11 protein-coding genes and 1 pseudogene are annotated in these 14057 nt (G+C 45.8%); all 12 read right to left on the bottom strand.

Annotation, left to right across the window (positions count from 1 at the left end; genetic code table 11):
- Positions 1-93 precede the first annotated feature (93 nt).
- Positions 94-2385, bottom strand: coding sequence for a TonB-dependent receptor domain-containing protein (locus D791_RS15665; protein WP_036513630.1), 2292 nt, complete (start codon positions 2383-2385; stop codon positions 94-96).
- 139 nt (positions 2386-2524) lie between these two features.
- Complete coding sequence (locus D791_RS15660) at positions 2525-4738, bottom strand: TonB-dependent receptor domain-containing protein (protein ID WP_036513629.1); 2214 nt, start codon at positions 4736-4738, stop codon at positions 2525-2527.
- A 233-nt stretch (positions 4739-4971) separates the two neighbouring features.
- The gene (gene hutZ, locus D791_RS15655; protein ID WP_036513627.1) at positions 4972-5493 is read right to left on the bottom strand and encodes a heme utilization protein HutZ; all 522 of its coding nucleotides are present in this window, start codon (positions 5491-5493) and stop codon (positions 4972-4974) included.
- Between the two features lie 22 nt (positions 5494-5515).
- Complete coding sequence (locus D791_RS15650) at positions 5516-6304, bottom strand: heme ABC transporter ATP-binding protein (protein WP_036513624.1); 789 nt, start codon at positions 6302-6304, stop codon at positions 5516-5518.
- Position 6305: 1 nt separating this feature from the next.
- Positions 6306-7340 (bottom strand): FecCD family ABC transporter permease, encoded by a 1035-nt coding sequence (locus D791_RS15645; RefSeq protein ID WP_202806892.1) that lies wholly within the window; start codon positions 7338-7340, stop codon positions 6306-6308.
- Positions 7328-8236: a heme/hemin ABC transporter substrate-binding protein gene (locus D791_RS15640; RefSeq protein WP_051514617.1), complete on the bottom strand. Its 909-nt coding sequence runs from the start codon at positions 8234-8236 to the stop codon at positions 7328-7330. The genes D791_RS15645 and D791_RS15640 overlap by 13 nt, the downstream gene beginning before the upstream one ends.
- Positions 8226-8741 carry a heme utilization cystosolic carrier protein HutX gene (gene hutX / locus D791_RS15635; RefSeq protein WP_036513622.1) on the bottom strand — a complete coding sequence of 172 codons (516 nt, stop codon included), beginning with the start codon at positions 8739-8741 and terminating at the stop codon, positions 8226-8228. The genes D791_RS15640 and hutX overlap by 11 nt, the downstream gene beginning before the upstream one ends.
- Positions 8742-8797: 56 nt before the next feature.
- Positions 8798-9541, bottom strand: a complete 744-nt coding sequence (locus D791_RS19260; protein WP_051514616.1) for a TonB-dependent receptor domain-containing protein — start codon at positions 9539-9541, stop codon at positions 8798-8800.
- On the bottom strand, positions 9541-10953 hold the full coding sequence (locus tag D791_RS19255; RefSeq protein WP_051514615.1) for a TonB-dependent receptor plug domain-containing protein: 1413 nt from the start codon (positions 10951-10953) through the stop codon (positions 9541-9543). The genes D791_RS19260 and D791_RS19255 overlap by 1 nt, the downstream gene beginning before the upstream one ends.
- A gap of 220 nt (positions 10954-11173) precedes the next feature.
- The gene (gene hemP, locus D791_RS15625) at positions 11174-11368 is read right to left on the bottom strand and encodes a hemin uptake protein HemP (RefSeq protein WP_036513621.1); all 195 of its coding nucleotides are present in this window, start codon (positions 11366-11368) and stop codon (positions 11174-11176) included.
- Between the two features lie 164 nt (positions 11369-11532).
- Positions 11533-12926: pseudogene (gene cysS / locus D791_RS15620) on the bottom strand (cysteine--tRNA ligase).
- 99 nt (positions 12927-13025) lie between these two features.
- On the bottom strand, positions 13026-14054 hold the full coding sequence (locus tag D791_RS15615; RefSeq protein ID WP_051514614.1) for a hypothetical protein: 1029 nt from the start codon (positions 14052-14054) through the stop codon (positions 13026-13028).
- Positions 14055-14057 lie beyond the last annotated feature (3 nt).

Here is a 14057-nt window from a genome sequence, read left to right as displayed (position 1 = left end):
ATGTCTTTACATTGCTTTATACAGGTTAAAACCAAAAAAGCCGCCATGCTCAATATAAAGAGCATGGCGGCTTTAAAAAATGTGGGATTAAAATCAGAAGCGATAATTCATACTTAACCAGAAGTTTCGAGACTTCGCTTTAATATTGTAATCATCTCTATAAGTGGCCGAATAACTACCGTCAGCATTCTGTGTGAAGCTTGTCTGATAGCTGGTAAAGTCCTCATCTAAGAGGTTATTCACCCGCGCTTGTAGTGTTAAGTTCTTATTGAACTTATAACTTCCCCCTAAGTGGAATACTTCATAATCCTTGTAGAAAAGCGCAACGTCGTTGGCCGTGTCCCAACTGCGGTAGCGCTTAGAACGAGCTTCCATTGTTAAATATAGATTTAACGCCGAATTAACCTGCCAATCCAGTGTGGTGTTGAGCATATGTTTGGCAGTATTGTTTAAAGGACGGCCTTCTTGCGGACCACTCTTTTGCTCAGAGTCTGTATAGGTGTAATTTCCACGTAAGGTTAACTGAGGTGTGATTTTATAGCGTCCTGCCAACTCTAAACCACGAATATCCACGCGATCGATATTAAACTGTTGCGAAAAGCTTGTGAAACCTAAATCTGCCCAACCCTCACCAATATTTGCGCAACGCTCTCCGGGCGAGGCAACTTCACAGTTTGGAATACTGTCTCCACGGGCAATTTTGTCTTTAAACTTATTGGCAAACACGGTTGCATTAAAATTGTGACCTTGTGGTGTGTCCCAATAAATGGCAAGCTCACTATTGATACTCGTCTCTGGCTGCAAATCAGGCGAACCGACAAACGGGCTGGTTCCCTGACCACCAAAGCCTGTAATTCCAGAAAATAAATCACTGGTTTTAGGCGTCTTGTAGCCCGTGCTCACACCACCTTTTAACGTCCAATCAGATGCTAGGTTCCAGACACCATAGGCACGTGGACTGACCTGACTGCCGAACACGTTGTGATTGTCATAACGAACACCACCTGTTAACGTCACATCTTCTAGGACATCCCAGTTATCTTCGACAAAGAGTGCCCACTGTTTATGGGGCTGCACCGTTCCTGAACGGAATCCATCACCGTACATACCAAACACACCGTCTTCTTGTTCAGCATCTATATACTGACCACCAAAAATAAGCCAATGATCACCCTGTACAGTATCAAACTTAACATCCAGTGTTTTTTGACGTGTTTCCATCACGCGCGCTGGACGAGGCAAAAATGCATCCAATTCTGCACGCTGCACCTCTGTCAGATTATTTAAATTTCCACCAGCTGCATCCCATAGATCTTGAAGACGCCCACGCTCTTCAACAGTAAATGGAAGCGTACGGCCATTATTATTTGTCTTCACATAGGAGAAACTAATATCACTATTAATATCACCCCACTCTGCTTCATGAGTGATCGACCATTGATCGCGTGTAAATTCTTGATTATCGACATAGCCTACCCGTGGCTGCACGCGACCACGTGATGCACGCCAAACAGTCTCTAAGCTGTCTAGTGTACCTAACTGACTGGAGTCATTATCGTATCTCTGAACCGAGGTATCGTAATCAAAAATAATATCGTGTTTTTCATGGGGCTTAAAAGCAAGGGTTAAACCACCCGTCCAGTTGTTATTGTCAACTGTACGCCCTCCTCCGCCAAAGCCTGAGGTGCGATTAAATACCGTTCCATCTGGAGCCGTAACGGACGCATAGGTCGGATTTGACTGATCTCGATCATAGTAACTACCGCGTACAGACAAACCCAAAACATTTTCAATTAACGGGCCGCTGACACTAAAATCAGTGGTCGTGTCATTGCCAAAGTCTTTGTTCGTTTCGTATGTACGACTGTGGGTTATAGAGCCCGTCCATTCATCTGACACACGTTTAGTGATAATGTTAATGACCCCACCCATGGCATCCGCTCCATATAAGGTCGACATAGGTCCACGAATAACTTCTATACGCTCAATCGTATCTAATGGAGGTATGTGGTTAAACTGATTGCCTCCGAAGCTGTTCGGATAAAGATCACCCACATTGTTTTGACGTTTGCCGTTAATCAATATCAAGGTATAGTCCGAGCCCATACCGCGCATACTGATACTGCCTTGGCCCGTTTTATCTGATGTTTCTCCAACATCAATACCCTCGACATCACGAACCGCATCCAACAACGTCATATAAGGTTTTGATGCCAAATCTTCCTTCGTAATCACTGAAATACTGGCGGGAGCATCGGTTATTTTTTGTTCAAACCCTGATGCGGAAATAACAAGGCTGTCTAATCGAACATCTTGATTTGCATACACACTGCCAGCCGCAACGGATATGGACATAAAGAGAAGGGAGTGATGGAATCGTTTCATGGATAATTTCCTTTCGGAGTTAATACAGAATTCAAAGGATTCTCATCGACAGTTTATTGTGATTATTTTATAAAGGTTTTCAAAAAAACCGCCCTATTCGGGCGGCTATGAAAAGTCTACACGTTGAAGTTTTTTGACATTAAAAAGTCAAATTGGCGGACAACCACAAACGGCGGCCATCTAAAACAGCGCCTTTCGTTGATGCGGTCTGATGACTGTACTCACTTGCGTAACAGGTTCCTGTTGAGCAAGCAAATGGCTTGTAGGATCTAAAATCTTTGTTTAACAGGTTTTCGATGGTTCCGCTAAAACGAAGATTTTTAGTCAATTGATAACTGCCACCTAAATCAAAGAGGCTATAAGCTTTGATGTCGCCAACGGCTTCATAGAGCGCCAGATCATCGGTACCAGCAGCTGGCAGGGTATTAAAGCGACGGCTTTCTCCACGATAACTCGCATTTAACCAAAGGTTGGCTTTAGGGGTTGCTTGCCAGTTGAGGCGCGCATTGGCCATATGACGAGGCGTGTCACTGAGCTTCCCGACGACCTGACCTGTTGCATCCTCAATTTCAGTTTCGGTATAGGTATAGTTAAGTGACAGATTCCAATTATCGGCAATCGGCAGTCGTGCCGCCAACTCTATACCTTCAGATTGCGCCCTATTTAAGTTCTCAGTCCAGCCCACTGTACGTTGATTATCAAAGCCGACTAGATTATAGCAATCAGCCGGGGGGGGATTAATCGGGTTGGTGCTACCTGTATAGTTGCAATTATAGCGTGTTGTGCTGCTGAATCGGTCTTTTAAACGACTTTGGAACACAGTGGCATTTGCGCTAAAACCATTGTCTTGTTGGTAATAGAGCCCCAACTCTCCATTGGTGCTTTTTTCAGGGTTTAAACTGGGGTTACCAACCGTTGCGATCGTACCCTGACCGGATATTCCATTTACACCAGCATATAAATCATCAACATTCGGTGTTTTATACCCAGTGCTAATTCCTCCTTTTACGGTCCAGTTATCATCAAGACTGTAAACGGCATATGCTCGAGGCGTAATATGTCCACCAAAGAACTCATTGTGATTGTAGCGCGCACCCAGCGTTACTAACAACTGATCCATCACGGCCCATTCGTTCTCAGCAAACAATGACCAATCTTTCTGAGTAAACTTATTGGGCGCCACACCATCTATCATTTCAGCATCCCAATACTGACCACCCACCGTTAAAAAATGGCTGTCACCGATGGCCTGCATGTATTTGGTATCAAATACAATATTGGTGGACTCAAGCTCACGCGCATCTTTAACATTCTTCCCAGGAATGCCTGTATTGCTTGGATTGTTAGGATTTCCGGGTATCGTACGACCAATCGTTTCAGTTTGATTGTGCATCAAACTGGACTCTAGGGTGCCCTGACCGATACGACTGGTGTGGCCAATCGTAAATTGATCTCGATCATGGCGCAGATCATCGGCGTAACCTCTCCAGTTGGTTGGCGTATCGTTCGCACTCAGTTTACGATTACTAGGATCACCGTTGTCGTATTTTTGGCGCGAAAGGTCAAAATCAAACCACACGTCATGATTCTCGTGTGCCAACAGATCCAAGCGTCCACCAAAACTGGAGATTTTTCCTTCAACCTTGCTCTGACCACGAGAGTTAAGCTGGATAGTCTGCCCAGCAACACCCTGCGCGGTCAAATTGTAATCGTCGCGTTCAAAGTAACTGCCTCTGAGGGTCAAACCAAGCCGTCCTTCAATCAAAGGGCCACTGGTGTAAAAGCTGGTTTTACGGCTGTCCCCAAACTCAGACTCTTCCTGAAGCGTGACTTCTTGAGTTAATGAGCCCGTCCACTCGTCACCCACTTTTCGCGTAATAATGTTGACCACGCCGCCAATTGCATCCGAGCCATAAAGCGTTGACATTGGACCACGAATTACCTCTATCCGCTCAATGGCATTCACGGGAGGGATGAAGCTGGTCGACATTTCACCAAATCCATTCGGAGTAATATTACCGGCTGCGCCTTGTCTGCGACCATCAATGAGAATTAAAGTGTATTCGGATGGCATTCCTCGAATGCTGATATTGAGCCCACCCGTTTTACCAGTATTACCCAATACATCAATGCCTTCCACGTCTTTCAAGGCTTCAGCGATGTTTGAATAATTCTTTTGTTCCAAATCTTCACGAGATACAACAGAAATACTGGCGGGGGCATCGGTAATTTTTTGCTCAAAACCGGATGCTGTTATCACCATGCTCTCTAAACGTACATCTGAGTTAGCTGAAACGAGGCTTGCTGTAGATGCCACGGCTACAACCAGTGCTTTTAGCTTAAATTGACTCACGAAAGAACTCCATTATACCAGCAGGTATTCTAAAATTTCGAAACTAACAATAAATTTATACGTATTGATAATGCTTATCGTTCATTTCAAGATTCTAAACATGTTTACTGATAATAGCCATTACTTAACATAACTTTACAAATAAATTTGTAACGGCACGGAACTTAATTAGAAAAGATGAAACAGGGGGGGGTAAGGTACGTTATCTTCTGATTGACAACGCACCTCGTCGATTAAGACACTTTGCGCTGATGGCCTTCTTTTAGGTGAACGAAACTGACAAGATCATCACCGGATACTTGATAGGCTTGACCAAACCCTTTTACATACAATCCTTGCTTTGGCATGAGTCGATATAAGCGGAAATCACCCAATTGCGACAAGTTCACGACGATCTCGCCATGGCGCTGCGAAAGTGCCTCAATGACTTGCGACCATTGCGAGGTATCACGTTTGATCTCCTCTGCTACAGCATCAAAGGTTAAACGTTTGCGTGCGTATATTTGGCGAGAATCGTTTTCATCGGCAATCAACATAATGGATACATTTGGGCACACCTGTAAATTCTGACCATGACGTGCAATATCACTCACCAATATGTAGTAACCATTTTCCATAAGAACAAAGGGAGCATAACTTACATTGGGCTGATGATCGTCATTCAGTGTTGCCATCAGTAGGGTTTTACAACTGTCTCGAAAGTCTCTAATTTCCGGCTCTAGACGTTCTTGTAGTTTTGCTGTTGTATCATTCATCTACATTTACCTATATTAAAATTTATGCAACCAACGAATAGTGAGCTGGGATGACCAAAGGCCATCCACCGGGATGTTCAATAACGTCTATTGGATACTCATATACCTCGGTTAATTGAGTTGCATCCAGCACCTCTTTCACCCCTCCTAACGCAACACCGCGACCCGCCTTCATCAGCAGGATACGATCTGCGTATTGAGCCGCAAGGTTCAAATCATGGAGAATAACCAACACCGCACGATTTTTTTCTTTAGCCATGTTTTTGAGCACTTGAAACACTTGATGCTGGTGGGTTAAATCAAGGCTCGACGTGCATTCATCAAGGAACAGATATTGGGGTTCTTGAATCGGAAGTGTTTCTAATTGCGAAATGACTCTGGCCAATTGCACACGCTGTTGCTCACCACCGGATAACGACAAATAGTTGCGGTGGCGCAGGTGTTCAGCGTCAAAAAGTGACAACATCTGCTGGATATGTGTATTTCGTAATGCGCTTGGCATAGGGTGACGTAAACTGGTCTCAATCACCTCTTCGACCGAAAACGCAAAGGTGAGTTGCACAAACTGTGGCATAACGGCTCGATACTGAGCCAAAGATGCGGGAGTCCAATGCTTCAAGCGCTTACCATTAAGCGAAATAGAGTGCGCGAGTTCAGGAATATCGCCACTGAGCGCTTTTAGCAAGGTTGACTTACCCGCTCCGTTTGGGCCGAGCACAGCCAACATTTCGCCTGGCTGCAGCGTCAAACCAACATCATCCAATATGACCTTTTCGCCGATTGATAAGCACAGTTGATTTGCACACAACATATTAGAACCCCGATTTTGCTCTTTGCTTTAACAGAAGACCTAAGAAAAAAGGCCCACCAACGGATGCCATCACTAACCCGATCGGCAATTCGGCAGGTGCGATCAAAAGACGTGCGACCACATCGGACAGCACCACCAATACTGCGCCCATCATGGCACTCAACGGCAGAACCCAACGGTGATCAGGCCCTGTGAGCAAGCGGACTAAATGCGGTGCCACCAATCCAACAAAGCCTATCACGCCACTGACCGCCACCGCCGAGCCAACAGCCAATGCCGTCAATGCAATCACAATCTGTTTCATACGTTTTACATTAAAGCCCATATGATGGCTCACGGTTTCACCCATAAGAAATGCATTCAAGGCACGGGAAAAAAATGGCAAACAACAGCAAGCAACCAAAATTGGGATTCCTGCCATGGCAACGTCTACCCAAGATGCACTGGCTAAAGATCCCATGGACCAGAAGGTTAAGCTACGCAGTGCCTCATCCGAAGCGTAATAGGTCAAAACACCCGAAATCGCACCCGTAATGGCATTAATTGCAACGCCCGCAAGCAGCATGGTCGCAATATCGGTTCGTCCTTGAAAAGTTGCCACTTTATAGATAACCCAAGTAACGAGCACACCTCCCATAAACGCTGCTAGCGGCAATGCAAAATACCCCCAAAAACTCATCCATTGTTTGAGGTAGGTTCCACCCAGAACAATCACTAAAATGGCGGCCAAGGCAGCCCCGCTGGAAACACCAACCAAGCCAGGATCCGCTAAAGGATTGCGAAACAAGCCTTGCATTGATGCCCCAGCAATTGCCAACCCAGCACCAACAATAGCGCCTAACAAAACCCGTGGAAGCCGAATATCCAGAACGACTAGGCGTGCAAAGGCATCGTCAATTGATCCTGTTAAAACCCCCAAGACTTGCCATATATTGAGCGAGATCGCACCTTGAGTTAAAGACAGACTTAATGTCACCATCAAAGCAATCAACAAACCATACGCCGCATATTTCTGTGACGTGATTATTCGTTCCATGCAGCCAACCTATCGAGTAACTTTTTGTTATTAGAAGAATTTAGATTGACTTGTTGATACAGATCTTCAATTTGAGCGGGCAAGTCTGGTCCAAAACTCAGAAGTCGTGCATCGACAACTAAGACATTTTTCTGCTTGCCAGCGCGTGTCAAACGTATGGCAGGATCCTGCAGAACTTGCTCAATACCACCCCCCATGTCGGCACCTTGAGACATGGTGATGATAATGTCAGGATTCGCCTGTATCAGTGCTTCTGCGGATACTGATTGGTAATTTTGAACCTGATCTGAAAATGGATTATGCAAACCTGCCATTCGCAACAACGCATCCGCTCGGCTGCCACTGCCCGCAACCATCATGCTGCCATTTCGAATACCCAACACAAAAATAGCGCTAACAGGTTCTTGGTGCTGCGCTTTAATTGTATTCTGTATTCGCATCATCTCGGCGTCTAGCGATGCAACCAGTTCAACACCCTTTTCATATTGTTCAACAATGCGTGCAACCGATAGGATCTTTTGTTGAACACCTTGCAAAGAGTAATCATTCTCGATTATATGAACATTAACACCCGCTGCTTTTAATTGATCAAGCACAGATTGAGGTTGAGCGTCAGCCGTGACTAAAATTAAATCCGGCTGCAAAGACAACAAGCCTTCAGAAGACAGTTGTCTCATGTAGCCAACATCAGGCAACTCTTTGGCCGCTTCTGGCCAAATGCTCGTCGTGTCTCGCCCAACCAAGCGATGCTGCTGTTCTAGTGCATACAGAATTTCAGTGATGGACCCATCAACCGAGACAATTTTTTGGTACGAGTCTGAATACACATTCAAACTGACCAATACAGCACAAAGCATCATCGGAAGCTGTTTTGTTAAACGATTATTAAGCAACATTCTGACCTTCCTTCAACGCATGAAAAGCGGCGATTTGATGAGTGAAAATATCTCCTTTATCATCTCTCCCCAAATAGATTTTAAAAATACATGCACCATCCTCTGCGTAAAATAAAATGGCATGTGTCTCTTTTCCCCTTAATGGTCGGCTCAACAAGGCAATATCCGTTACGGCATCAAGTTTTAAATGCCCTTCCAAACCGCCACCACCTCCTTGCAGGTTGTAATAGCCAAAACCAAGCTTGCCCTTGGGAAAAGCGTCTTTGAATTCAAAGACAAACCCCTTTACCTCTATTATTGTGGTCACCTTACCCCAATCTGAGATACTCTCCAGAATGGACTGCGCCATTAGACCGGGCAAAGCCACAAACTCATCGGCACCAAACTGGCTAACAATCTCCCACTCCGACACACCTAGCTGCCTTGCCATTTCCACAGGTCGAATCATTGGCTGCGAGGCTAAAAGTTCGCTAATACGATCCGATAGCGTTAATTCAGAACTCATACATCACCTTTGTTAGTAAATTGAGGGCAAGGTTACCCTCGCCCTCTTCAGTCTCTCTAAAACTGATAGGTAAAACTGACTTTGAAGTTACGCCCAGGCTGAGTAAACGCATCAACGACCTGACTATCGGCATTAAGGCTGCGAACATCTGCCCAATGGGTATAACTCTCATCGGTTAGATTAAAAATACCCGCCTGTAAGGATGCATTGCGGCTCAACTGATAACTACCCAACAAGTCGAACGTTGTATAGCGACCTGGATTAAATCCATCCGCTCTGGAATTTCGTCTTTTGGCTTCAACATGCGTCATAATCAACTCAGACCCATAGCGCCCGTTATCAAAATGCAAACCAGCCACTAGCTTCGCCGGGTCGATTGTATCCAAGTTCACCTTCTCACCGTCTTCCTTACGATGGCCACGATGCTTAGCATAGGTGCCTGACAGAGCCCAATTTGGGTGATATTTCCAACGCAAACTGGCTTCAATACCCGTCACTTCTACACCATCGCGATTCACACTTTGATAGGTTAGAGGATCAGAAGGCCTCCCTGTGCCAGACACTTCAGCATTTTCGATAAAGTTTTTATAGTCTGAGCGGAAAAGACTAACGCTATAGTTAAGTGTTTCATCTCGACCACGCAGCCCCACTTCATACATCTTACTGCTTTCTGGTTTCAAATCAGGATTGGCAATCGTTCTATAGGCAAAAAATGGACTGCTTAAGTTCGTAAAGCCACTGTTCACATCACCCGGCGTGGGTGCACGAAAACCCTCAGAGTATTGTGCAAACCAATTCATCAGTGGGGCTTGTTTCCAGACCAGGCCCATTTTGGCAGAAAGTGCACTGTCTGAAAGCTCAACTGGCGATAAGCGCGGTACAAGGGATCATTCGAACTAGGGGACAGCTTGTAGGAGTCATAACGTAACCCCGGTATGATACTCAGCCGACCGACACTCATTTCATCTTGAACAAAAACACCTAACAACCTGTAATCTGTATCTGGAAATGGCTTATCAGGAAAACTGGTTCCTGCAGGATCGCCATTGCGTAAAGCACTTATATCTGTAACAGAAAAGTCAACGCCATAGTTAATACGATGACTTACCTGCCCCTCGATATTGGTCTCCATAACTGCATTAAGGCCGCGTATCTGTTCCGAATACGCGTTGTCACGCGTCCTATCTCCAATACTTCTTCGTTCATCGCTAAACTGACGATTGCTTGAGTCTTGTTGATACGCACTCACCCGTGCATATTGCAACCAAGGATTCAACTCAGACTGATAGACATAGTCAGTCTTGTAAAGATCACGACGCACACGATCATTGGCAGTTAAACCCGTGGTCGTACCCGTCACTCCTGTAAGCACATCCGTGGCCGTTAGCCGATTAATTTTCTCGGCTGTCAGCTTAATTTGATGCTCATCCGTCACATCGTACACGAGTTTAGATAGCCAATATTCAGCCGACTTATCCTGAGGGTTCGGTAAGGTTCTTGCATTTCCCGTACCTTCAATAGAGCCTTGGTTTTTGAGCCCCTCCCCATCACGCGCTGTAAACAATAACATGCCGGCAAGCTTTTCATTTCGGCCAGCGAAAGCGGGAGTGACAAAATAGCTTTTATCTTCAGACGCATAGCCTGCCCGAAGAGTGACTTGTTGGTCCTTCCCTAATGTCAGCAAATCAACAGGATCTTTCGTGACAAAACTTACAGCACCCGCTAAACCCTCACTACCGTATAAGGTTGAGCTTGGCCCCCTAAGCACCTCGACTCGCTTATACCCTTCAGGCTCTAAATAATCGCCTCGTCCAGTCAGCATAGGTCCAAAGGTATAAATCGCCGGAAGTCGCACACCATCGGTTTGCAACATGACCTGATTCCCTTCAAGCCCCCGAATATTGATCCCTTCGTTACCTCCACGACCAATACTGCTTAACGCCGCACCCGAACGCATAGGTTGCGCTTTGACAGAGACTCCCGCTTCGTAGCGAAGTAAGTCTTTAATATCCGATGCTTGCAGCCGCTCGATATCGTCTGTTGTCATCACCGTTAATGTGTTGGCAACATCAAGCACATCTTGCTCTGTATGCGAGGCCGTAACGGTTATTTCTTTTAAGTTCGTCACTCCCTGACCTAGCGCCCAAGTGGACACGGATAAACTCACGGATAAAACAAGCAACTTCTTTGGAAAATGATGGGACGTACGCATACAGAGTTCCTAACGGATATAAATACAAATTCAAACCGGATGGTATTCACGGGCAAGTCTCATATCGTTATCCGGAAGGATTCTATCGGGATGAGCAGCCTATCAATATTCTCCGAGGACACATCATGGATGTTATCCGCGAAGCTGGCTGCCTGGGGGCGTTAGGTGGCTGGCTGAACGTGCGGGATACAACAACTCTTTACAACTGAGCACATCGCTTTTACTTGGTTAATATAAGCTTGCCGTTTTTGGTTCGAGTTAAGCGATAGATCTCAGTGTCATGCTCGATCTCTAAACGACCTTGCTCTGATAAAAGCTCTTTACTGTTTATTCTCTTGACTGCTGTGACCTTTGACAATAAAGGACTCACAACTCCCGCTGTCGAATCGACAGACTTATTTCCTGATAATGCCATACACTCCTCCTTAACACTAATAACAACCATTATCGTTATCATTAATGAATTGTCAACAACTATTCCCTATCAAAGATTGGCTTCAGTCAAAAAGGGAGGCATAGAGCATAAAAAAACGCCCAAGCGTAAACTTGGGCGTTTTCTAGGAAGCAGACGATCAGGCATTACTCAGATTCACGGTACCAAGTGGTTCCTTCACGACTGTCTTTTAGCACAACACCTTGCGCCAGCAAAGCTTGTCGTATCTCATCCGCACCGGCAAAGTCTTTTTGTTGCCTCGCTTGATTACGTGCCTCGATTTGGGCTTGGATTTCCTCTGCAGAAATCATCCCCTCTTTATCAGCACCTTTCAAAAAAGCGTCTGGATCTTGCTGGAGAAGACCCAGTACATTTGCCAAACGTTTTAATTCAGCGGCATAGGGTGCCGCCTGTGCCACACCTAATCGCTTGTGCGTATTCAACTCATTGACTAAATCAAATAAGACGCTAACGCCTTCGGTGTGTTGAAGTCGTCTTCCATTGCATCAACGAAACGCTGCTCATATTCAGGCGCCACACTATCGGCAACCACACGTGTATCAATCCCCTGTAAGGCTTGATAAAAACGCTCAAGCGCAGAGCGTGCTTCTTTTAGGCTTGATTCAGAGTAATCAATATAGCTGCGATAATGAGCACTCGTCAGAAAATACCGAACCACTTCAGGATTATAGTCTTTCAAAACCTCACGAATCGTGAAAAAGTTGTTCAATGACTTAGACATTTTTTCCTGATTCACTCTAACAGGGCCTGCATGCATCCAATAGTTCGCATAGGTACAGCCATTCGCCGCCTCCGACTGAGCTATTTCGTTTTCATGGTGCGGAAACGGAAGATCAGGCCCCCCGCCATGAATATCAAGCGTCTTGCCAATGCAGCAGAGTGACATTGCGGAGCATTCGATATGCCAACCAGGACGCCCATCACCCCAAGGCGATGACCAGCACTCTTCACCGGGCTTAGCAGCCTTCCAAAGCACGAAGTCTAAGGGGCTTTCTTTAACATCCCCCACTTCAACTCTTGCACCCGAACGCAACTCTTCAGTTTGTTGACCACTGAGCTTGCCATAGCCTTCAAACTTCTCAACGCGGTAATAGACATCGCCATTGGACGCCGCATAGGCGTAGTCTTTTGCAATCAAGCGCTCAATAAAAGCGATGATGTTGTCCATATTTCCGGTCACACGCGGTTCATGATCAGGCCGCTCAACAAACAATGCTTTTTCGTCTTCATGCATGGCGGCAATCATGCGATGGGTTAATGACTCAACAGACTCGCCTCGTTCTGCTGCGCGCTTCATAATTTTGTCATCAACATCGGTAATATTGCGGACGTAATTGACGTCCCATCCTTGCCAACGCAAAAAGCGCGTCATGACATCAAACGACACCATCACCCGTGCATGACCAATATGACAATAATCGTAGACTGTCACACCACACACATACATGCCAATTTTACCTTCTTGTAAAGGCGTAAAGGGTGCTTTTGTTCGAGTCAGAGTATTGTATATCTGTAACATGGAGTGAACTCTTGGATAATGAATAAGGCAGTATAAATGTTACTTTATACCAAACGGCTGTAGATTATAGACTAATTAAATACCAAAAACCCAGATCCCTTACGGCAAGGTTATTTTAGCGAGTTGAGCACTACCCAGAACACTGCGTTCCCGCGTCAACCAAAGATCACCCTGGTGCCAAAGAATCGCCTCCCACTGCCCGGCGGGGTCTAAACGGTGATAGCTGGCATTGTCCCAATCCGGCAATTGCCCCTCTTCAGGCACGGGCAAAATCCAGATAAAGGAAGACACCGATAAAAATCCAATTCGATAACCAAGCAGAGCCAAACGTCTTGACTCTGGATCAAAGTCCGCTGCCGTTATCAACCCTTTAACGGGATAGGTTGCACTCGCCGTTAGTGACTGTTTAGATTTACGCGTATCCACTCGATACAAGCGCGTTGCTTGATCTTTCCAATTTTTGGTAAACAACCAAAGCTGACCATCGACATGCGCGAGGGCTTCGCAGTCATTATTGTGTGCGTGAAGCTTAGATTCCGGACGTGTATCGGACAGCCTGATGTCCATTTGAGCAGAGGAGACAACGCCGCGATGCTTCGATTGAAGTAAATCCGACCAAGGAACAGAGTAAATCTGGAAAGAGTGCCGATCACCACGATTATTGCCACAATCCGCAATATACAAATGCCGATCATCTTGTGCCAGCGCTTCCCAATCTCGGTTTTCGCTATTTAACGGGTGAACTCTACGGAGAACAGTGCCATCTTGCTGGGAAACTTCATAGAGGGCTGCACTATTGCCACTGTCATTCATCGTCCACCATGTGCCTTGATGAAATGCAAGTCCTGATGTTTCATTCAGCTCAGTGGCTAGAGTGGCAATCGGCTCAGCGTTGAGTCTATTGGGCAGAGGAGAATAACTGGCTTCAGCAATCGTCTCAAACACCTGATCCAGATCCTCTGGATCTAGCAAATCGGATCGGTCTGGATCATCACGGCTTGAGTCCAGTATTGAAAACGCTGAAGAGTCTGGCGCCTCTAATCGATCCGCTAATACAACACTTTCTTTACTGGGTACACTGCAGGCCAGTAACAGCGTTACCAGCACTGACAGCATCACCACTTTCACAAA

It is taken from the genome of Nitrincola nitratireducens (assembly GCF_000585235.1).
GTDB lineage: Bacteria > Pseudomonadota > Gammaproteobacteria > Pseudomonadales > Balneatricaceae > Nitrincola > Nitrincola alkalisediminis.
Note: the sequence above shows the minus strand (reverse complement) of the source record. Positions and strands in the feature narration are given on the sequence as shown.

What these genes read in the sequence shown, in the direction of transcription:
- D791_RS15640 (WP_051514617.1), bottom strand. Translation starts at nt 8,236, where the DNA reads ATGTTGCTTAATAATCGTTTAACAAAACAGCTTCCGATGATGCTTTGT.
- D791_RS15650 (WP_036513624.1), bottom strand. Translation starts at nt 6,304, where the DNA reads ATGTTGTGTGCAAATCAACTGTGCTTATCAATCGGCGAAAAGGTCATA.
- hutZ (WP_036513627.1), bottom strand. Translation starts at nt 5,493, where the DNA reads ATGAATGATACAACAGCAAAACTACAAGAACGTCTAGAGCCGGAAATT.
- D791_RS15645 (WP_202806892.1), bottom strand. Translation starts at nt 7,340, where the DNA reads ATGGAACGAATAATCACGTCACAGAAATATGCGGCGTATGGTTTGTTG.
- D791_RS19260 (WP_051514616.1), bottom strand. Translation starts at nt 9,541, where the DNA reads ATGAATTGGTTTGCACAATACTCTGAGGGTTTTCGTGCACCCACGCCG.
- hutX (WP_036513622.1), bottom strand. Translation starts at nt 8,741, where the DNA reads ATGAGTTCTGAATTAACGCTATCGGATCGTATTAGCGAACTTTTAGCC.
- D791_RS15665 (WP_036513630.1), bottom strand. Translation starts at nt 2,385, where the DNA reads ATGAAACGATTCCATCACTCCCTTCTCTTTATGTCCATATCCGTTGCG.
- D791_RS19255 (WP_051514615.1), bottom strand. Translation starts at nt 10,953, where the DNA reads ATGCGTACGTCCCATCATTTTCCAAAGAAGTTGCTTGTTTTATCCGTG.
- hemP (WP_036513621.1), bottom strand. Translation starts at nt 11,368, where the DNA reads ATGGCATTATCAGGAAATAAGTCTGTCGATTCGACAGCGGGAGTTGTG.